This window comes from Leucobacter chromiireducens subsp. solipictus (genome assembly GCF_016758195.1).
In the GTDB taxonomy this organism is placed as follows: Bacteria; Actinomycetota; Actinomycetes; order Actinomycetales; family Microbacteriaceae; genus Leucobacter; species Leucobacter solipictus.
Map to the genome: position 1 here is coordinate 195,343 of NZ_QYAC01000001.1, position 20,270 is coordinate 215,612.

Here is a 20,270-nt window from a genome sequence, read left to right on the forward strand (position 1 = left end):
TTCATGTAGTGCGAGCCCGCCCGTCCCTGGACAGATCTCGACATTGGTGAGTGAATCTCGTGGCGCAGCGCCGCTGACACCCTCAATTGGTGATGAGCTTGGAGAGGAAGTCTTGGGCGCGTGCTGTGCGCGGGTTCGTGAAGAATTCCTCGGGTGTGGCCTGCTCGACGATCTGGCCATCAGCCATGAACACCACGCGGTCCGCCGCGCGCCGCGCGAATCCCATCTCGTGCGTGACCACGATCATGGTCATCCCCTCCTTGGCGAGCCCGACCATGACGTCGAGGACCTCATTGATCATCTCGGGGTCGAGCGCACTCGTCGGCTCGTCGAAGAGCATGACCTTGGGGTGCATCGCGAGCGCACGCGCAATCGCCACGCGCTGCTGCTGGCCGCCCGAAAGCTGCGCCGGGAGCTTCCCTGCCTGCTTCTCGACACCGACCCGGGTGAGCAGTGCCATCGCTTCGCGCTCGGCGTCGGCCTTGCTGAGTCCGCGGACCTTGATCGGCCCCAGGGTGACGTTTTCGAGAATGGTGAGGTGAGCGAAGAGGTTGAACGACTGAAACACCATCCCGACCTCGGCACGCAGATCGGCCAGCCCCTTCCCCTCGGCCGGCAGCTCTTTCCCGTCGATCCGGATCGAGCCGCTCGTGATCGTCTCGAGTCGATTGATGGTGCGGCACAGGGTCGACTTTCCAGAACCCGACGGCCCCAGGATCACCACGACCTCACCTGCGTCGACCGTGAGGTCGATGTCGGTCAGCGCCTGGAAATCGCCGTAGTGTTTCTGAACTTGTTCGACAACGACGAGCGGTTCGCTCATGCCTCATGCCTCTCGTTTGGGGCCCCCGCGCAGTTCGCGAGGCGGGACCTGGACTTCTCTCCGACGGCCCGGAGAAGAAGCACCCGAGGATGGCAGCATTTCCGACAGCTTCACCTTCGAACCGGTCTCTGCCCACGGTAGGAGAGGCGAGCCACGCACTCACCCACCTTGAGGGTTTCTTGAGCTTCGCGGAGGGCGCCTGGCCGCACACCAGCTGCACCACCGGCGGCTCCCCGCGGCGGCTCCCGGCGACGGCACCAGGCGACGGCTCCCGGCGACGGCTACCCGGCGATGGCTACCGGCGACGCTCGACGTAGTACCGTGCCGCCCCGGGGTGCAGGGCGACCGGGGAGGTGAAGATCGCCTGCCGTCGGTCCAGAAACTCGGCGGCCCGCACCTCCCCGGCAATCGCCGCGCGCGAGCGGAACAGCACGTCCAGGGCATCAGTGATCAGCGCCTCGGGTGCCGCGGCGGAGGTCACGAGATAGTTCGGCACCGTCATTGTGGTCACGTGCCGCGCCACGCCATAGGTGCCGGATGGGAAGTCTGCCACGCGGTAGACGCCAGCGTGGCCCTTGTTCACCCGCGCGATCGCGTCCGGGTCGATCGGCACCATCCGGATGGGCATGCCCGCGGCGAGCTGTTCGATCCCCGGAGTCGGGAGTGCCCCCACCCAAAAGAACGCGTCGATGGTGCCCTCACGCAGCGCGGCAATCGAGTCATCGACGCCGAGCTCGGCGTTCGCCACGTCATCGATCGAGATCCCCGTGGCGTCGAGGAGTCGCCCCGCGATGACCTGCACGCCCGAGTCTGCCGAGCCCAGGGACACCGGTCGCCCCGCGAGATCGGACAGCCCGGTGATCTGCGAGTCCTCCGGAACGACGACGTGCACGTATTCGTCGTACACGCGGGCCACGGCTCGGATCGGGAGCGGGCGGGCAAACGCGCCGGACCCCACCACGGCATCGGCCGCGGTGTCGCCCTGGGCGAATCCCAGAAACGCGTCGCCCCTGGCGACCCGGCGCAGGTTATCGACCGAACCCTGCGTTTCGGCGGATTCCACGGAGATCGGCAACTCCGCGGTCAGCGCCGCCGCGAGCTCCGTGCCGTAGCGGGCGTACACGCCCGCCGGATTCCCGCCGGCGATGACGTATCGATCGCGCTCACGGGCGTAGTCCGGCGCACAGGCGGTCATCGTCCCCGCTCCGATCCCCAGGAGGAGCACGGTACTGAGCAGACGCCACCACCGCCGCCGGGTCACCCCGCGCCGCATCATGTCAGTTCCCCGGTCGGGACGTGCAACGTGACACGAAGCCCCGCGTGCGGCGGCGAAGCAAGTCGCAGCTCACCGCCGAGCCCCGCAAGCAGGTCGGTGGCAATCGCGAGGCCCAGGCCGGATCCCGGAACGTTTTGGTCGCGGGGGCTGCGCCAGAATCGATCCGTCACCCGGTCCAGTTCCTCGGGAGCGAGTCCGGGCCCCTGATCCTGCACCGCAATGTGGCACTGCGTCCCGACACGCTCCACGGTGACGTTCACGGCGCTCCCGACCGGGGCAAACTTCACCGCGTTGTCGAGGACCGCGTCGAGGGCGCTCTCCACCGCCGTGCGGTCGGTGGCGCAGAGCGCGGCACCGCGGGTGTCGAGCGCAAACATCACCTGCTTTCTGGCAGCGGCGTCGCGCCAGGCGCGGACGCGGGCGGCGACCGTCTCGCCCAGATCAACGGGGGTAAAGGAACTCTCGCGGTGATGTTCCCGGGCGAGACGCAGCATCGTGTCCAGAATGCTTGCCATGCGCCGCGCCTCCGCACGCACCTCCTCAATCTCGTCGTCCCGTTCTGCGTCGAGTCCCACCGCCAAGGATTCGAGGCGGAGCATGAGCACTCCGAGCGGGTTGCGCAGTTCATGCGAGGCATTCAGCACGAACTCCTCCTGGCGGGACACCACGCCCTCGATTTCCTCCGCCATACGGTTGAACACCCGGATCATGCGGCCGGCCTCCGGCGGGCCCGTGTCGTCAGCGATCCGCGCGTCCATCTCGCCGTGCTCGATCGCGGCCATCGCCGCGTCCAGGCGCCGCATCGGTTGGAGCACCCACTCTGCCATGCGGAGTCCCACGAAGACGAGCACCAGAATCGCAAGTACGGACAGCACGACCAGGACGCTCCAGCGCAGCAGAATGTCTTCCCGGAGTGTCCCGAGACTGAGCGTGATCATCACCGCACCAATGACCTTGCCATCGTCAAAGACGGGTTCCACCACCGTGCTCTCGCGAAAGGTCCACGGGAGCGAGCCGGGGGCCAGATCGCTGCGTCGCCCCGACAGTGCGAGGTCGAGTTGGGCGCGTGCCCCTTCGGAGCGCACGCGCCCGTCACCGAAATCCCAGATGTTGCCCGTGCGATCCGCGACCGCAATATGCGCGCCGTAGAGATCCGCGTAGCGCCGCATTTCACTGTCGAGCGCCCTCGGGTTCTCTGCCCGCAGGGCCTGCCGCGCGGACGTCAGGAAGTAACTCAGATCTCCCTGCTGCTGGCTCACGAACTCCTGTTGCAGGCTGCGAGCCGCCGCCCACGCATACGCTCCGCCCAGTGCGAGAAGGATACACAGGAGCGGTGCAAGAAACACCGTGATGAGCCGGGAACGCATGCTACTCCGCCGTGGCGAACCGGTATCCCACTCCGCGCACGGTGGCGATCACCGAGTCCCGACCCAGCTTTCGTCGGAGCGAGCCCACGTGCACCTCGAGCGCGCGGCTGTACCCGCTCCACTCGCTCCCCCACACCTCACGGATCATCCGGTCCCGCGGCACCGCAACTCCGGGGTACCGCACGAGCATGGCGAGGATGTCGAACTCTTTGGGGGTGAGATCGATCGGGTCGCCCTCGATCGTGACGGTGCGCCGCAACGGATCAACGTGCAAGCCGCCCACGCTGACGCCCGGTTCGGCGCCCCAGTCTTCCGGAGCAGCGCGCACTCGTCGCGTGACCGCTTCGAGCCGAGCGAGCAGTTCCCGAACGTCGTAGGGCTTCACCAGGAAGTCGTCGGCACCCGCGTGCAGACCGCGAATACGCTCCTCGATCTGCCCGCGCGCGGTCGCAACGATGATCGGCACGCCGGACACCGCCCGGATCCTCCGGCACACCTCCGTGCCGTCAAGGTCCGGAAGCCCGAGATCCAACAGCACCGCTTCGGTCTCGGCATTCACCGCGTCGAGCGCCGATGCCCCGTCCGCGACGCAGTGCGTGGAGTACCCGGACTTCCTCAGAAACGCGCTGAGCGCCGCCGACATTCGCAGATCGTCCTCCACGATCAAGATGCGCATACCCCCACCACCTTTGGCTTGCCCACGCAGTTGTGCTCCACCTTAGTCGGCGCGGGCACGGACACCGAACCCGGACCGGTTCGGTCTCCTGCGAGCGGAACAGCACCGCATCTCGGGCGCGCAACGCCCGGAGGCCCCCGGGATCAACCGATCCCGGGGGCCTCCGTGGTGCTCAGCGCGTTAGCTGCGCGGCAGCAGGGTGTACTTCGACGAGAGGAACTCGTGAATGCCCTCGAAGCCGCCCTCGCGGCCGAGGCCGGACTGCTTGAGACCACCGAACGGTGCCGCGGCGTTCGAGACGAGGCCGGTGTTCAGGCCCATCATGCCGCTCTCGAGCTTCTCGATCATGCGGTGGCCACGGTGGATGTTCTCCGTGAACACGTAGCTGATCAGGCCGTACTCGGTGTTGTTCGCGATCTCGACCGCCTCGTCCTCGGTCGAGAAGCGGATCACGCCGAGGAGCGGTCCGAAGATCTCCTCGCGCATGATCGCCGACTGCGGCGTGAGGTGATCGACCACGGTGGGCTGGAAGAAGTTGCCCGGGCCGTCGATGGCTTCGCCACCGGTGACGACCGTTGCACCGGTGTCCACCGCGTCCTGCACGAGGCGGGCGGTGTTCGCCACGGCCTTGTCATCGACGAGCGCGCCGATGTCGTTGCCCTCTTCGGCACCGCGGCCGATCGAGAAGGCGGCGACCTTCTCGCTCACGCGGCGCACGAACTCGTCAGCGACCGACTCGTGCACGATAACGCGGTTCGCGGCGGTGCAGGCCTGGCCGATGTTGCGGAACTTCGCGAGCATCGCGCCCTCGACCGCACGGTCGAGATCCGCGTCCTCGAACACGATGAACGGCGCGTTGCCGCCGAGCTCCATCGAGGTGCGGAGCACGTTCTGCGCCGCGGCCTCGAGCAGCTTGACGCCCACCGGGGTGGAACCCGTGAAGCTGAGCTTGCGCAGGCGCGTGTCCGAGAGCAGGGCGCTCGACTGCGCGCTCGACTTGGACGTCGCGACGACGTTCACGACACCGGCGGGGAGGCCGGCCTCTTCGAGCAGCTGCGCGAAGAAGATCGTGGTGAGCGGCGTGAGCGCTGCCGGCTTGATGACCACGGTGCAGCCCGCGGCCAGCGCCGGAGCGATCTTCCGGGTGGCCATCGCGAGCGGGAAGTTCCACGGCGTGATGAAGTAGCAGGGGCCGACCGGGATCTGGGAGACGAGGATGTTCCCCGTGCCCTCGGGGTTCTGACGGTAGTCACCGGGGACGCGCACGGCCTCCTCGGAGAACCAGCGCAGGAACTCGCCACCGTAGTTGACCTCGCCCCGAGCCTCAGCGATGGGCTTGCCCATCTCCATGCTCATGAGGAGCGCGAATTCTTCCTTGCGCTCCATGAGGAGATCGTAGGTGCGGCGCAGGATGTTGGAGCGCTCGCGACTGGGGGTCGCGGCCCACTCGGCCTGCGCAGCAACCGCGGCGTCGAGCGCGCGCACGGCGTCCTCGACGGTCGCGTCGGCGATCGACTTGATGACCTCACCGGTGGCGGGATCGTGCACGTCGAGCGTGGCGCCCGAGGTGGACGGCTCCCAGGTGCCGCCGATGCCGAGGCCGGACTGGACGCGGTCGAGCAGGTCCTGCTCGTTGGGCTTCAAAGCCATAATTCAGTGTCCTTTCGAAAGGAGCGGTTAGGCGTTTGCCTTGAGCGCGTCTGCAACGATCTGCAGGCCCTCGCGGAGCAGCTCGTCGGAGATCGACAGCGGCGGGAGGAAGCGGACCACGTTGCCGTAGGTGCCGCAGGTGAGGAGGATGACGCCCTCGTTCGCCGCGTGCTTCGCGATCGCGCCGGTGAGCGCCGCGGCGGGGGTGGTGGTGCCCGACTCGACGAACTCGACCGCCATCATCGCGCCGCGGCCGCGGATGTCGCCGATGCGATCGTCCGTCTTCTGCAGCTCGGTGAAGAACTCGGTGATGATCGCGCCGATTTCGCGGGCGCGCTCGATGAGGTTTTCCTTCTGGTAGGTCTCGATCGTCGCGAGCGCCGCGGCGCAGGAGATCGGGCTGCCCGTGTAGGTGCCGCCCAGGCCGCCGGCGTGAGCGGAGTCCATGATCTCGGCGCGGCCGGTCACGGCCGACAGCGGGAGGCCGCCGGCGATGCCCTTTGCGGTGGTGACGAGGTCGGCGACGACGCCCTCGTGGTTCGCGGCGAACAGGTCACCGGTGCGCGCGAAGCCGGTCTGCACCTCGTCGAGGATGAAGACGACGTTGTTCGCGGTGGCCCAGGCCTGGATCGCGGGGAGGAAGCCCTCGGCCGGAGCGATGAAGCCGCCCTCACCCTGGATGGGCTCGATGATGATCGCGGCGAGGTTCGCGGCGCCGACCTGCTTCTCCATCTGCGTGATGGCGACCTCGGCAGCGGCTGCACCGGAGAGGCCGTCGCGGTAGGGGTAGGACGTGGGGACGCGGTAGACCTCGGGGGCGAACGGGCCGAAGCCGTCCTTGTACGGCATGTTCTTTGCCGTCATGCCCATGGTGAGGTTGGTGCGGCCGTGGTACGCGTGATCGAAGACGACGACGCCGTTCTTCTTGGTGTAGTGACGCGCGATCTTGATCGCGTTCTCGACCGCCTCGGCACCCGAGTTGAAGAGCGCCGAACGCTTCTCGTGGTCACCCGGGACGAGCTCGTTGAGCTTCTCCGCGACCTGGACGTACCCCTCGTAAGGGGTCACGGTGAAGCAGGTGTGCGTGAACTGCTGCACCTGTGCGGTCACAGCCTCGACGACTGCGGGGGCCGAGTTGCCGACACCGGTCACGGCGATGCCGGAGCCCAGGTCGATGAGCGAGTTGCCGTCAGCGTCCACCATCACGCCGCCGCCTGCAGCGACGATCGAGACGGGCAGCGCCACACCCACGCCAGCGGCAACCGCAGCGTTCTTGCGCGCGAGCAGTTCCTGCGACTTGGGGCCAGGAATGCTGGTGACAAGCTTGCGCTCCTGCGGAAGCGAGGGGCCGCCGATGACATCGACCATAAGGGTTCTCCTTGCGTGGGTTTCGCACGTGCGGCAGCACCGCACACGCGTCCGATTGATTCGGCTTCAGCATAACCCCGCTTGCACCCGGGCCACTGTGCCAGAATGGAGCTACCAACGAGAGACTTTCGCCACATTGGCATTGCTCGTGTCGACCACAGATTGAGAGCCCCCGTGACCCTCCCGATACCCGCAGACGCTGGGCTCGGAGCCGCGCCCGGACGCGGGCCGGGCGATCCGGCCGCAAGCTCGGGGACCCTCCCGACCATCGAGCTCGGAGAGCTCCTCCACCAGTACCAGCTGAGCCTCGTGCTCATCGCCGGGTCGACCGACTCCACGTCGAGCCGACCGGTGCAATGGGTGCACGTCAGCGAGCTCGAAGACCCCACCCCGTTCCTCCCGCCGCGCACGGTGCTCCTCACCACGGGCGCACGATTCGACGCGGTGCAGGATCAGGCCGAGGCCGACGCCTATGCGCAGCGCCTGCTCGACGCCGGGACCACCGCGCTCGGGGTCGCCGTCGGCCTCCACTGGGATCGCGTCCCCGCGTCCCTCGTCGCCGCGTGTGACCGGCTCGGCCTCCCCCTGTTCCGGGTGCCCTACGACACCGCGTTCATCGAGATCGTCCAGACCACCGCCCGGCTCCTCGACGCCCAGACGCGAGACCGCGACATCTGGGCGATCGACTCGCAGCGCGCCGTCACCACCGCGTCGCTCCACCGCGATGGGCTCGGTGCCGCAGTCCGGGAGGCCGCCGCCCGCCTCGACCGGTGGGTCGGGATCACCGACCGCTCGGGCCGGCTCGTCGAGTTCGCGGCCCAGGGAGGAAGCGTCGCACCGCCGCAGGAGTGGATCCGGCGCGAAACGCGCCGACTGGTGGAGCGCGGCCTCAGTTCCGGCCGGATCGGGGGCGAGACCGCCGCGGACGGCACGATCGCGCCCGGCATGCAAATGCAGACGCTCGGGCGGCAGGGCCAGATTCTCGGCGTCCTGGTCGTGGCCGACCGCGGCGTCCCCGACACCGCGGAACGCACCTTGCTCGGGCTGGTCGCGGCGCTCGCCACCGTACAGCTCGAGCACCGCGCGGGCATCGGTGCCGCGCAGGCCTCGCTGCGCGGGGCGATCCTCGAGCTGCTGGTCTCGGGACAGATTCCCCTCGCCGAACGGCTCGCGGACGGCACGCTCACTCGGATCCCCGCCGGCGCGATCGCGGTCGTGCGCTACCAGAGCCCCGCGGCACCCGATCCGAGCTTCACCGAGGATCTCCTCTCCCTCGACGCGGGAAGTCCGGGACTCATCGGGGCCAGTTTCGCGGGCGCACCGCTGATCGTCGCCGAGACCCGGCACCTCCCGGCGGTGCGCCGCCTCCTGGTCGCGCATCACCTGCCCGCCGGGATCTCCGAGCGCGGCACGCTCACCGGGCTCAGCGAACTCGTGGGGCAGGCCGATCGCGCCCTCGAACACGCGCTCGCGTCGGTCGCGGTGACCCCGGTTGACTATCGCCCCGAGCTGCACGGCGGGGTCCTTCGCCTGCTCGCGGGACAGCCGGAGGCGGCAAGTCGCGCGGCCGCGCTCCTCGGCCCGGTGCGTCACCACGACGAACGGCACGACGACCGCATCGAGGAGAGCCTCGCCACCTGGCTCGCCCACCACGGACAAACGAGCCCCGCGGCAAGCGAACTCGGCATCCACCGTCACACACTCAAGGCGCGCGTGCAGACCGCCGCGAGCCTGCTCCAGCTCGACCTCGACTCCCCCGATGCGCGCGCGGAGCTCTGGGCCGCGCTGACGCTCGCGCCGCGCTAGCCGAGGGCTCGCCCCGGCCGCGCGACGCGCGAGATTCCCGCTACTCCGCGGTGGCGAAGCGGGCGTCGATCTCCACGCGCACGCCGATGTCGTGCACGGTGACCTCCGGGGGCGCCCCCGCGTCGGCCATCATCGCGAAACGCGGGGCACCGATCGGCGCGACGCCGCGGCCCGCACTGGTGTCGCGGATCTCGCGCAGCGAGAGCGCGGGACCGCCCAGCGCGGCCGCATAGTCGGCGGCGGCGGCCTCGGCGTCCGCGACCGCCGCCGCCCGCAACTCCCGCAGCACCGCCTGACGCGCGGGATCGCTGAGTTTCCAGGACACGTTCGCGTCGGTGCCGGCCTCGGCGAACTCCGTGGTGAGCGCGCCGACCGCCTCGAGCGCGAGCAGCTCCACCCCCACGCTCACGTTGGCGCGGTGCTCAACGAGCTGTGCGCCGCCCTCGTCCCGCCACGAGTTCGTGTACGTCGTGACGGCCTCCGCCGTATAGCTCTCCGCGCTCCCGTCGGCGACCAGCTGCTGGGCGCGCTCCACGAGCTGCGCGTGGCGCGCGCCGGCCGCCGCGACCACCTCCGCCCGCTCGGGTCCCGCGTGCGACGAGCTCAGCTGCAGCGCGGCCCGGTCCGCCGGGAGCTGCCGCTCGGCCGCCCCGGTCACGATGATTTCGGTCATACACTCCCCCATCCGTCAGCCGCGGCCCCACGGCCACGCACCCCGAACACTACTCGCGCGCCCCGTGCGGGTCCAGAGCCGGGCTGGCTCGTTTCGCGCCTGTCGCGTCTGCCTCCGCCGCTACGCCCCGGGCCACCGCACGACGTAGGGGTCCCAGCCGGAGGGCGTGAGCGCTGCGCCATCGAGCGTGAGCGGGGCCTCGGCCGCCGCGGCGACGCGTCCGATGGGCAGGAAGCCGGCCGGCAGCGCGACATCTGCGGGGAACATGGCGAGCAGGCCGTGATCCTCGCCGCCGGTCAGCATCGCGGACACGGGGACCGCGACGCCACGTTGCGCCCCGAACCCGGCGGTCAGCAACGCCGCGTCCAGCTCGAGCGAAACACCGCTCGCACGCGCGAGCCGATCTGCATCGATCGAGAGCGAGTCGGACACGTCCATCATCGCCGTGGCGCCGGCGCGGGCCGCACCAACGCCGAGCCCGATGGGGGGCGTGGGCGCGAGCTGCGCGGCGAGGATCACCGGGTGCGCCTCCCGGAGACGCGGGAGAGGCCGCCCGTCCGCCGTGCCATCGGGATCCGCCGCCTCGGCGAAGAGCAGCGAGAGCCCCATGCCGGCAAGGCCGAGATCCCCCGCGTACGCCACCGTATCGCCCGGCAGCGCACCCGTGCGGGTCACCGGGGCCTGCCCGGCAAGCTGCCCGAGCGCGGTCACGGCCGCCGTGATGACGGGCGCGGTGCCGAGGTCCCCACCGACCACGCCGCAGCCGGGTGCCAGCTCGCGCGTTGCCACGTTCATGCCCCGGGCGATCTCCTCCAGTAACGCGACCGGGGTGTCGCGCGGCACCGCGAGCGCGAGCGTCAGCGCGGTCGGCTGCGCCCCCATGGCCGCGACGTCGGAGAGGTTCGTGGCCGCGAGCTTCCACCCCAGCTCGAAGCCCGAGTGCCAGGCGGCCCGGAAGTCCGGGCCCTCGATCATCGTGTCGGTTGTCACGACGAGGTCGCCGTCGACGCGGACGACCGCGCAGTCATCACCCGGTCCGATCACGGCCGCATCCGCCGCTTCGAGCCGCGCCAGCACCCGCTTCAACACGCCGCGCTCACCCAGTTCTCCGACGCTCAGCACCATCCTCCCAAACTACCCCAGCTAGGCTGAGGGGGTGAGTTCGCACGTGATGTCCCGCCGCCCCGCACGCACCGTTATCGCCGCATTCGCGGTCGCGGGAATCGCCGCAACGTTGACGGGCTGCGCCGGGCAGGTCCCCATGACCCCGGCCGACGACGCGAACAACCCCGCGTGTGCGGACGTGATCGTCCGGCTGCCGGACACCGTCGCCGAGCAGAAGAAGCGCTCGACCAACGCCCAGGGCACCGGTGCCTGGGGCGAGGACGCCGCCGTGCAGCTCGTCTGCGGGGTCGAGCCCACCGGTCCGACCACCGACGACTGCGTGAACGTGAACGGCGTCGACTGGGTGATCGACCGCTCACAGGCCCCGATCTACCGCTTCGAAGCGTACGGGCGCTCCCCCGGCCTCGCCGTGTTTGTCGACAGCGAGCAGGTGAGCGGCACCGAGGTGACCGTGGATCTTGGCGCGGTGGTGAAGGAGCTGCCGCAGACGCGGCAGTGCACGAGCCTCTCCGACACCCTGGACATCACCAAGCAGAAGTAGGCGGAACGCCGAAGGGCCGGGCACCGCGTGCAGATACGCGGTGCCCGGCCCTTCGCGCATGTCCGGTCGGAGAACGCTTACAGCCTGCCGGCCTCGATCACCTGTTTGAGGAACTCCCGTGTCCGAGCCTCCTTCGGGTCGCGGAAGATCTGCTCTGGTGGCCCCTGCTCCAGAATGTGCCCCTGCTCGAGGAACACCACCTGATCGGCGACCTCCGCCGCGAACGCCATCTCGTGCGTCGCAAGCAGCATCGTCATCCCGTCCCCGGCAAGCTCACGCACAATATTCAGCACCTCGGCCACGAGTTCGGGGTCGAGCGCAGACGTGATCTCGTCGAGGAGCAGCACTTCGGGGTCCATGGCGATCGCTCGGATGATGGCGATGCGCTGCTGCTGGCCGCCCGACAGCTGATCCGGGTAGTAGTTCGCGCGATGCGCCATGTTCACGCGCTCGAGAAGGGCCATCCCGCGTTCGCGGGCTTCGTCCGCGCCACGGCCCAGCAGCTTTCGCTGCCCGATCGTCAGGTTCTCTAGCACGGTCATGTGCGGGAACAGGTTGAACGACTGGAACACCATTCCGACGCGCCGCCGCAGCCGGTCCACGTTGACCCCGGCCCCGGAGACGACGTCGCCATCAATGCGAATCTCGCCGCCGTCAATCGTCTCCAGGGCGTTGATGCAGCGCAGCATCGTCGACTTGCCCGAACCGGAGGCACCAATGAGGCACACCACCTCGTGCGCGTCCACGGAGAAATCAATACTCTTCAGCACTTCCGTCGTCCCGTAAAACTTCTGGACGCGGTCGAGTTCGATGAAGCTCATGCGGTGCCTCCTCGGCGGGTTGCGGTGTCCCGGGCGAGCATCCAGTCGACCACGCGGGTCTGCGGGATCGTGATGAGCACGAAGAGAATCGCCACGACGGTGACCGAGGACAGGTTGAAGGCGCTGGAGGCGAAGAACTTCGCCTGGTTGAAGGCGTCCATGGTGCCGATGATATTCACGAGGGAAGTGTCCTTCTGCAGCGCGATGAAGGTCGTCAGCAGTGTGGGGATCACTGCACGAACCGCCTGCGGCAGGATCACGAAGCGAAGCGTCTGCGCGTAGGAGAAGCCCAGGGAGCGCGCTGCGGAGGACTGCGAGGGATGGATCTGCTCGATCCCCACACGGAACGTCTCCGCAACATAGGCGCTGTAGGTGAGCGTCAGCGCGACGACGGCGAACCACACGGGCGACAGGTCGCTCAGGAGCGGGATCCCTGCCAGCGGCAGGCCGAAGCCCACCAGGTACAGCACAATGATCGCGGGCACCGCGCGCATCACGTCAATGTAGGTCACGGCGAGCGCCCGGATGGGTCGCCCGGCCTTCCCCGGGAGCATGCGGCCAATCGCGAGAAGGAGCCCAAAGATGAGCACGAACACCTGCGCGACCACCGCGATGAAGATGTTGACCCCGAAGGCCCGCACCACATCCAGCGCGCTCTTCGTGATGAGCTCCCACCGGAAGAACGTGTGCGCGACGGCGGCATCGTTCATCACGATCAGTGTGAATACCGCAAGGATCAGGAGCAGCATGACGCTGATGCCCAGCGCAACGAAGGCGCGTTCCCGCGCCTGATCCGCGCTCGCGCGCGCGTCAAGAACTGACCCGTCGCGCTGCTGCCGCCGCGACCGCACCGCAGCGCCGAGGCCGCGGAGCGCGATGAACACGCATACGGCAGCAAACGCGAACCCGAGCACGCTGAACCACATGCCAAACGTCGCGCCGGGCACCACGGTGCCGGCCAAGGCCGCCACGATCAGAATCAGGAGCACGCTGACCCCGGTCGCGGTTGCAGCGACGCAGAGGACGCGCGGCGCCGGACTGAGCCGGGACTGATCCCGGCTCAGCGACGTATCAATTGCGGTGATCGCCACGCGCTACTTCACCGTCCAGAACGGCACCGCGTTGGGGTCGGTCCCGAAGAAGGGTTCGAGCCACTCCTGAGAGAGCCGCTCCGTGGTGCCGTCCGCAACGAGCGTCGCGACTGCCTCCGCGAGCGGCGCTGAGTTCGCCGAGCCCTTCGGGGTGACGGCGCCGTAGCCCTGGTCAAGCTTGATCTGTCCGACGACAACGAGAGCGCCGTTCGAGGCGTTTGTCGAGGTGAGCGCCAGGGTGGTATCAGTGACCACAGCATCAACCTGTCCCGCCTGGAGCGCCGTAAACATGTCGGCCTGGTTCTGGAAGAGCTGGGGCTGGACTCCGAGCTCGCCCTGGACGTAGTTGGCTCCCATGTTGCCCTGCAAGACGCCGATCCGCTGCGACGCGAGGTTCTCGGCCGTGACGTCCGCATCCGCCTTGGTCGCGATGCCGAGATTTGACTCGAAGTAGGGTTCGGTGAAGTCGAACACCTCCTTACGCTCGTCCGTGATCGTGGTCCCGGCGATCGCGATGTCGTAGTCCTTCGAGGCACCCGAGATGTACTGATCCCAGGCAAGGTTCTTGAGCTTCAGCGTGTCCGCGCCCGCCATGTTGGCGATCTCGGCAGCCATGCAATACTCGAAGCCGCTGGTGATCGACTCGGGGGTATCACCGTTCCACCAGCCCGGGTTGGGCAGCACGGTGGCGACCGTCAGCACGCCGGCTTCACGCTGCTCGAGCTCGATCGTGCCGGCGGTGCTCGTGACCTCGCACTCACCGAATGCGCCCGAGTCTCCGGACTCTGCGCTCGGCGCCGGCGTCGAACTTGTGCAGCCTGCCAGCAGCAGCGCGGCGGCGGCAGCGGCACCGAGGGCCGCGAGCGTCTTCTTCTCCATGATGTGTACTCCACTTCCTTGTGTGTGGCCGCAGCCATTGGGTGTTGCGGGATCGACCCCGCCCCCGGGCGTTCACCCGGGGAATCCTTCGTGGGCTAGCGCTCCGCGGTCAGCGGGCGGGCCGCCGATACCGCTTGCGCGAAGCCTGTGAAGAGCCGCCGCAACGCGATCGGGTCTCCGTGCGCTTCCTCGGGGTGCCACTGCACACCGATGGCCCAGCTCTCGGTGTGTTCGACGGCCTCGATGACGCCGTCCGTCGCGTGCGCCGCAGCTCGGAGCCCCGCACCGAGCACATCGACCGCCTGGTGGTGTCCCGTGCGCACGGTGAGCGCGTCGGCGGCGAGAATCTCGCGCAGCTCACTGCGGGACTCGATCACGACCTCGTGGTCGGTCCACGGGTTCCCGGTGATCTCGTGGTTGTGCAGGCCGGTGCCGAGATCCTGGATGAGGGTGCCCCCCAGGGCAACGTTGAGGATCTGGGATCCTCGGCAAATCCCGAACACGGGGATACGGCGAGTCACGGCCTCGCGCACCAGTTCGATCTCGAAGCGGTCGGCGGCGGGGTCGACGTAGTACAGGTTGTCGGCCGCGAGCTCCTGGTCGTAGCACGCGGGATCGATGTCCGCGCCGCCGAGCACGACGAGCCCCGCCGCCTGAACCATGAGCGCTGCGGGTCGTTCTCCCGGGGCCGAGGCGTCGACGATCAGGATGCTGCACCCCTGCTCACGCAGGACCTCTGCGGTACGCTCTGCCGCGGCACGCAGTTCTTCGCGAAACTCCTGGGGAGCTCCCGGTCCGCGATGCGAGTAGGACAGCACGATCGGTGCCGTTGCAGATACAGTATGAGACATCGTCGACTCTCTCGATGGGGCGGCCAGAACTCGTTTAATCTATAACCTCTAGAAGTTAGATGCAAATCATTCACATTCCCCCACTCCGCGATGGCGCGAAACGTGGGTCCGAAGAGGTCTTCAGCGCCCTCGTTCAGGCCATTGCCACCGGGCAGCTCCGCGCGGGAGACCGGCTCCCGCCGGAGGACCAACTCGCCGCCCAGTTCGATGTGGCCCCCATGACGCTCAGGCAGGCGCTCGCACAGCTCCGAAAGCTCGAGTTCGTCGAGACGCGCCGTGGCCGCACCGGGGGCAGCTACGTCCGCGATGACATTGCTGACCGCCTCGAACACGCCGCGCAGAACCAGGCCGTCACCGTCGAAGACTTGCGGGACCTCACCGACTGGCGACGAGCGATCTCGGGCGAGGCCTCGTTCCTCGCTGCGCTGCGCGCGACCTCGGCAGAACTCGCCCAGCTATCCACCTACTCGGACGAGTACCACCACGTGTACATCCGCCCCGCAGAACGTCGCCTCGCGGACGCGCGGTTCCACCTCTACATCGCCGAGCTGTCGCGCAGCAGCCACCTCATCGCCGCCGAACGCGAGATCCAGGAACACCTCACCCGCGTGCTGCGAGTCATCCCGCAAGCGGACAGCTCGTGCGAACACGATTTTGCCGGCCACCACGGGCTGGTCCGCGCAATCGAGGCGGGCGATCCCCACCGGGCGAGAAGCGAACTCCACGATCACATCGAGGCGACGTTCTCCTGGAGCATTCAGCAGCCCTCGGTCACGGGCGCACCCGTTCCCGCCGTCGACCCGCCGGGCCCCGGCATCGCATAACGACGCGACACACCGGGGCCGCGGCGCGCGCCGCTAGTACGCGGGGCGCTTCTCGATCGCGAGCTCGATGAGTTCCGTGATGAGGTCCGTGTAGCTCATCCCCGACGCTTCCCAGAGCCGCGGGTACATCGAAATGGGCGTGAATCCCGGCAGCGTGTTGATCTCGTTCAGCACGGGGCCGTCCGCGGTGAGGAAGAAGTCGATGCGGGAGTGGCCCGCGCACTGGGTGACCTCGAAGGCCCGCACGGCGGCGTCTCGAATCGCGGTGAACTCCGCGTCGGTGACGTCGGCGGGCAGCGCCAGGTCGACGCCGGAGGCGCCGAGATACTTGGCCTCGAAGTCGTAGAACTCGCGACCCGAGAACACGATCTCGCCGATCACCGAGCTCGTGCGGGTGGGCTGCTCGCCGCGCCCTTCAAGCACCGCGATCTCTACCTCACGCCCGGTGACCCCTGACTCGATGAGCACGGTGCGGTCCTCCGCGAACGCGGTTTCGAGCGCGGCGGGGATCTGCGCGGCCTCGGTCACGCGGCTGACCCCCACGCTCGATCCGGCTCGCGCGGGCTTCACGAACAGCGGGTACGTGAGTCCGGCGTCGATCCGCTCCGCGAGATACGGATCGGCGGCGAGCTGCTCCTGGGTGACCGTCCGCCACGGCGCGACCGCAATCCCCGCCTCCGCGAGCACGGTCTTCACCATGTGCTTGTCCATGCAGAGCGCTGAACCCAGGACCCCGCTGCCGACGTAGGGCATGTTCACGAGGTCGAGCATGCCCTGGACGGTGCCGTCCTCGCCGTAGGGCCCGTGCAGCATCGGGAGCACCGCGTCGACGTGGCCGAGGCTGCGGAGCGTTCCCGACTGCTCGATCACCGTGATCGTCTGGGTCTGCGTGGACGCGGGCCACAGCACGCGCGTGCCGTTGTCCCGGACCTCGGGCAGGGCCCCGGCCTCGAGCCGGTACTCGGCGAGGTCTTCCTCACGCATCAGCACGGTCGCGCCCTGCGGCGTCATGCCGACCAGGATGACGTTGAACAGGCTCCGGTCGATCGCGCGCAGCACACCGGCCGCGGTCACACAGCTGATGCCGTGTTCGCTGGAGCGGCCACCGAAGAGGATGACGACCGTGCGCGGCGCCGAGCCGGCACGCTGGATCGGGCCGGTGGCGACGGGGCCGATCGCCGCGGTCTGGGGGGTGGTCTCGTCCTGGCTCACGCCGAACTTCCCTTCAGTCGATCAAACAGTCGGCGCCAGCGACCGGGGGTGGGCGCGTCGAGCGGTTGCTCAGGACGGGGGACGTCGTCCTCCGTGGCGAGATGGGGGCCGAGGTGCGCGGGGGCCATCGTGCCGCTGAGCACCATCTGCACCTGTTCCACGATGGGCATCACGATGCCGCGCTCGCGGGCCAGTTCCAGCACGGGCGGCACCGAGGTGATGCCCTCGGCGACCTGCTGCATCTGTTCGCGGGTCTCCTCCTGCGAGTAGCCCTGGCCGATCAGCCGACCCGCGGTGTTGTTGCGCGACAGGGGCGACTGGCAGGTCGCGATGAGGTCGCCCAGTCCGGCCAGTCCCGACAGCGTCGCCGCGTCGGCCCCCGAAGCGACCGAGAACTCGGTCATTTCCGCGAGGCCGCGCGTGATGATCGCCGCCTTGGTGTTTTCGCCGTAGCCCACCCCGTCGACAATGCCGATCGCGAGTGCGATCAGGTTTTTCAGCACACCGCCAAGCTCGGTGCCGATGACGTCGGTGCTGACGTAGGTGCGAAAGTACGGGGCGGAGGCTGCCGTGGCGATGTCTTGGGCCACCGCGAAGTCCGCGCACGACGCGACGGCACCGGTGGGCTGTTCCTTCGCGATCTCGAGGGCGATATTCGGGCCCGAGATCGCCCCGATCCGCTCAGGCGGGAGATCGAGCGTGTCCGCGATCACCTCGGACATCCGCATGGTCGTGGTGCGCTCCACGCCCTTCACGAGGCTGACCAGCACGCTGCGGGGATCCAGGTACGGCTCGATGTCGAGCAGGTTCTGCCGAAGCGTCTGGCTGGGCACCGCGAGGAACACGAGCCGAGCGCCGCGCAGCGCGGTCGCAAGATCGCTCGTCGCCTTCAGGCCCTTCGGCAGGTTGATCCCGGGAAGGTACTGCGTGTTGCGCCGCGCCACCTGGATCTCGTGCGCCTGCTCCGGGCGCCGGGCCCAGATCGTCACGTCACACCCGGCGTCGGTCAGGATCTTGGCGAAGGTGGTACCCCAGCTGCCCGCCCCGACCACCGTGACCTTGCGACCGCGGTTCCGGGAGCCGTTCCCGCGGACCACGGGAATGGAGTTCGTACTCAAAAGCGTCCCGTCTCACTCTGCTGGTGCTTGCTCGGATCCCAGCGCTCGGCCGGGGCCTGCTCGCCGCGGAGCTCCGCGAGGAGCGCGGTGATCGCGTCCATCAGCTCCGTCGTCGCGGCCATCACGGTGCGCTGGTCAATATGCTTGCCCTGGTACTTGCTCAGGTCAAGTGGCTCCCCCACCGACACATGAATCGTCTTGCGCGGGAACGGGTGGATGCGCTTGCCGTAGCGGGGCATCAGTTCCTGGGTACCCCAGTGAGCGACCGGGATCACCGGGATCCCGGACTCGAGAGCGAGGCGGATCGCCCCCGTCTTTCCGCGCATCGGCCACAACTCGGGATCCCTCGTGAGGGTGCCCTCGGGGTACACGATCACGCCGGCATCGTTCGCGATGACCTCCGCGGCCGCCCCGATCGGGTTCCCGGTGTCGGCACCGGGGCGTGCGGTGCCCACACGATCCACCGGGATCTGGCCGGAGGCGCGCAAGAGCGCCCCAAACACGGGCACCTTGAACAGGCTCGCCTTCGCCATGAACCGGGGCAGCCGCCCCAGATGCCACACCGCGGCACCGACCGCGATCGGGTCGATCTCGCTGTAGTGATTCGGGGCCAGGATAAACGGTCCCGTCTGGGGCAGCTTCGATTTCGGGGTGAAGCGGTACCGCACCATCAGTGACCACAGCGGGAGGATCAGTCCCGCGAGGATCCAGAACACCGACGGCCGCCGTTTCTCCGCGGAGGAACGGACCCGGAGCTTCACCGTGTCAATCATGCTTCACATTATCCCGGACGCACGGGCGCGACACGGAATGCCGACCCGAAACGCCGCAGATCATGCGCCGGATTCGCGCTGGCCTAGCTCTCGTAGACGAAGTCGGCACCGAGCAGGCGCAGCTTCTCGATGAAGTTCTCGTAGCCGCGCGAGATGATGCCGAGGTTCGACACCCGTGACTGCCCGTCGGCCGTCAGCGCCGCGATCAGGTGGCTGAAGCCGCCCCGCAGATCCGGCACCTCGATGTCGGCGCCCGTCAGCGGAGTCGGGCCTGTGATCACCGCGGCCTGCTCGAACTCGCGGCGCTTCACGCGGCGGCTCTCGTCCGCCAGGCCGTTCTTATGCACGACGATGTTCGCGCCCATCTGGTTGAGGGCGTCCGTGAAGCCGAAGCGGTTTTCGTACACGGTCTCGTGGATCGTGGACACGCCCTGCGCCTGGGTCAGGGCCACGACGAGCGGCTGCTGCCAGTCCGTCATGAACCCGGGGTGCACATCGGTCTCGATGGTGACGGGCTTCAGCTCGCCGCCGGGGTGGAAGAAGCGGATGCCGTCATCGAGGATGTCGAAGTCGCCGCCGACCTTGCGGAACACGTTCAGGAAGGTCATCATTTCTTCCTGCTCGATGCCGCCCACGAACACGTCTCCCTTGGTCGCGAGCGCGGCCGCGGCCCAGCTCGCGGCCTCGTTGCGGTCCGCGATGGCGCGGTGGTTGTAGCCGCGGAGCTCCTGCACGCCCTCGATGAAGATGACCCGGTTGGGCTCCATCGAGATGATGGCACCCATCTTCTGCAGGATGCAGATGAGGTCCATGATCTCGGGCTCGATCGCCGCGTTGCGCAGCTCGGTCTGCCCCTCGGCAAGGACCGCCGTGAGCAGCACCTGCTCGGTGGCCCCCACGGACGGGTACGGCAGCTCAATGTTCGCGCCCTTGAGGCCGTTCGGTGCGGTCAGGCTGATGCCGCTCGGCAGCTTCTCAATGACGGCGCCGAACTCGCGCAGCGCATCCAGGTGGAAGTCGATCGGACGATCGCCGATCCGGCAGCCGCCCAGATCGGGGATGAACGCCTCGCCGAGGCGGTGCAGCAGCGGGCCGCAGAACAGGATCGGGATACGCGAGGAACCCGCGTGCGCGTCGATGTCGGCCTTATGCGCCATCTCCACGTTCGAGGGATCCAGGCGCCACTCGCCCGGCTCGTCGCCGCGCGTGATGAGGACCCCGTGCAGCGCGAGCAGGCCCGCAACGACCCGAACATCCGAGATGTTCGGGACGTTGCGGAGCACGCTCTGCGACTTGCCGAGCAGCGCCGCGACCATCGCCTTGGTGGCGAGGTTCTTTGCGCCGCGCACCTCGATGCGGCCCTGCAGCGGACGCCCGCCGTTGATGATGATCTCGT

The 20,270-nt window shown here is 68.5% G+C and carries 19 protein-coding genes; 3 read left to right on the forward strand and 16 right to left on the reverse strand.

Annotated elements, in window-relative coordinates:
* Nucleotides 1-82: 82 nt before the first annotated feature.
* The 6 genes from D3230_RS00920 to gabT form a co-directional block, all read right to left on the reverse strand.
* Nucleotides 83-823, reverse strand: coding sequence for an amino acid ABC transporter ATP-binding protein (locus tag D3230_RS00920; protein WP_202343134.1), 741 nt, complete (start codon nucleotides 821-823; stop codon nucleotides 83-85).
* A 295-nt stretch (nucleotides 824-1,118) separates the two neighbouring features.
* Nucleotides 1,119-2,099, reverse strand: a complete 981-nt coding sequence (locus D3230_RS00925; protein WP_237466634.1) for a TAXI family TRAP transporter solute-binding subunit — start codon at nucleotides 2,097-2,099, stop codon at nucleotides 1,119-1,121.
* Nucleotides 2,096-3,466 (reverse strand): sensor histidine kinase, encoded by a 1,371-nt coding sequence (locus D3230_RS00930; RefSeq protein WP_202343135.1) that lies wholly within the window; start codon nucleotides 3,464-3,466, stop codon nucleotides 2,096-2,098. Before D3230_RS00930 ends, D3230_RS00925 begins: the two co-directional genes overlap by 4 nt.
* A gap of 1 nt (nucleotide 3,467) precedes the next feature.
* Entirely contained in the window at nucleotides 3,468-4,142 is a 675-nt protein-coding gene (locus D3230_RS00935) for a response regulator transcription factor (protein WP_202343136.1), read from the reverse strand.
* Between the two features lie 180 nt (nucleotides 4,143-4,322).
* Nucleotides 4,323-5,792 (reverse strand): NAD-dependent succinate-semialdehyde dehydrogenase, encoded by a 1,470-nt coding sequence (locus D3230_RS00940; RefSeq protein WP_202343137.1) that lies wholly within the window; start codon nucleotides 5,790-5,792, stop codon nucleotides 4,323-4,325.
* A 27-nt stretch (nucleotides 5,793-5,819) separates the two neighbouring features.
* Nucleotides 5,820-7,160: a 4-aminobutyrate--2-oxoglutarate transaminase gene (gabT, locus tag D3230_RS00945; RefSeq protein ID WP_202343138.1), complete on the reverse strand. Its 1,341-nt coding sequence runs from the start codon at nucleotides 7,158-7,160 to the stop codon at nucleotides 5,820-5,822.
* A gap of 174 nt (nucleotides 7,161-7,334) precedes the next feature.
* Between gabT and D3230_RS00950 the strand changes: the two genes are divergently transcribed.
* Nucleotides 7,335-8,966 carry a PucR family transcriptional regulator gene (locus D3230_RS00950; protein WP_337249027.1) on the forward strand — a complete coding sequence of 544 codons (1,632 nt, stop codon included), beginning with the start codon at nucleotides 7,335-7,337 and terminating at the stop codon, nucleotides 8,964-8,966.
* Between the two features lie 40 nt (nucleotides 8,967-9,006).
* On the opposite strand, the gene D3230_RS00955 is transcribed toward D3230_RS00950, so the two are convergent.
* Nucleotides 9,007-9,639 carry an SIMPL domain-containing protein gene (locus D3230_RS00955; protein ID WP_202343140.1) on the reverse strand — a complete coding sequence of 211 codons (633 nt, stop codon included), beginning with the start codon at nucleotides 9,637-9,639 and terminating at the stop codon, nucleotides 9,007-9,009.
* Between the two features lie 120 nt (nucleotides 9,640-9,759).
* Complete coding sequence (gene thiL / locus D3230_RS00960) at nucleotides 9,760-10,764, reverse strand: thiamine-phosphate kinase (protein ID WP_202343141.1); 1,005 nt, start codon at nucleotides 10,762-10,764, stop codon at nucleotides 9,760-9,762.
* 31 nt (nucleotides 10,765-10,795) lie between these two features.
* Here thiL and D3230_RS00965 point away from each other — a divergent pair, with 31 nt between their 5' ends.
* Nucleotides 10,796-11,305, forward strand: coding sequence for a DUF3515 family protein (locus D3230_RS00965; protein WP_337249028.1), 510 nt, complete (start codon nucleotides 10,796-10,798; stop codon nucleotides 11,303-11,305).
* 77 nt (nucleotides 11,306-11,382) lie between these two features.
* On the opposite strand, the gene D3230_RS00970 is transcribed toward D3230_RS00965, so the two are convergent.
* The 4 genes from D3230_RS00970 to D3230_RS00985 form a co-directional block, all read right to left on the reverse strand.
* On the reverse strand, nucleotides 11,383-12,126 hold the full coding sequence (locus D3230_RS00970) for an amino acid ABC transporter ATP-binding protein (protein ID WP_202343142.1): 744 nt from the start codon (nucleotides 12,124-12,126) through the stop codon (nucleotides 11,383-11,385).
* Nucleotides 12,123-13,217 (reverse strand): ABC transporter permease subunit, encoded by a 1,095-nt coding sequence (locus tag D3230_RS00975; RefSeq protein ID WP_202343143.1) that lies wholly within the window; start codon nucleotides 13,215-13,217, stop codon nucleotides 12,123-12,125. The genes D3230_RS00970 and D3230_RS00975 overlap by 4 nt, the downstream gene beginning before the upstream one ends.
* Nucleotides 13,218-13,220: 3 nt before the next feature.
* On the reverse strand, nucleotides 13,221-14,096 hold the full coding sequence (locus D3230_RS00980) for an ABC transporter substrate-binding protein (RefSeq protein WP_202343144.1): 876 nt from the start codon (nucleotides 14,094-14,096) through the stop codon (nucleotides 13,221-13,223).
* A gap of 95 nt (nucleotides 14,097-14,191) precedes the next feature.
* A complete protein-coding gene (locus D3230_RS00985) occupies nucleotides 14,192-14,947 on the reverse strand; it encodes a gamma-glutamyl-gamma-aminobutyrate hydrolase family protein (RefSeq protein WP_202343145.1) in 756 nt (251 codons plus the stop codon).
* Between the two features lie 59 nt (nucleotides 14,948-15,006).
* On the opposite strand from D3230_RS00985, the gene D3230_RS00990 reads away from it, so the two are divergent.
* Complete coding sequence (locus D3230_RS00990; protein WP_202343146.1) at nucleotides 15,007-15,771, forward strand: FadR/GntR family transcriptional regulator; 765 nt, start codon at nucleotides 15,007-15,009, stop codon at nucleotides 15,769-15,771.
* Nucleotides 15,772-15,804: 33 nt separating this feature from the next.
* Here D3230_RS00990 and D3230_RS00995 read toward each other — a convergent pair whose 3' ends face one another.
* From D3230_RS00995 to murA, 4 genes are all read right to left on the reverse strand, one after another.
* On the reverse strand, nucleotides 15,805-16,923 hold the full coding sequence (locus D3230_RS00995) for a D-alanine--D-alanine ligase (RefSeq protein WP_202343624.1): 1,119 nt from the start codon (nucleotides 16,921-16,923) through the stop codon (nucleotides 15,805-15,807).
* Nucleotides 16,924-16,979: 56 nt separating this feature from the next.
* Nucleotides 16,980-18,101 carry an NAD(P)H-dependent glycerol-3-phosphate dehydrogenase gene (locus tag D3230_RS01000; RefSeq protein WP_202343147.1) on the reverse strand — a complete coding sequence of 374 codons (1,122 nt, stop codon included), beginning with the start codon at nucleotides 18,099-18,101 and terminating at the stop codon, nucleotides 16,980-16,982.
* Nucleotides 18,098-18,874: a lysophospholipid acyltransferase family protein gene (locus D3230_RS01005; protein WP_202343148.1), complete on the reverse strand. Its 777-nt coding sequence runs from the start codon at nucleotides 18,872-18,874 to the stop codon at nucleotides 18,098-18,100. The genes D3230_RS01000 and D3230_RS01005 overlap by 4 nt, the downstream gene beginning before the upstream one ends.
* A gap of 83 nt (nucleotides 18,875-18,957) precedes the next feature.
* Nucleotides 18,958-20,265 carry a UDP-N-acetylglucosamine 1-carboxyvinyltransferase gene (murA, locus tag D3230_RS01010; protein WP_337249069.1) on the reverse strand — a complete coding sequence of 436 codons (1,308 nt, stop codon included), beginning with the start codon at nucleotides 20,263-20,265 and terminating at the stop codon, nucleotides 18,958-18,960.
* Nucleotides 20,266-20,270: the final 5 nt, after the last annotated feature.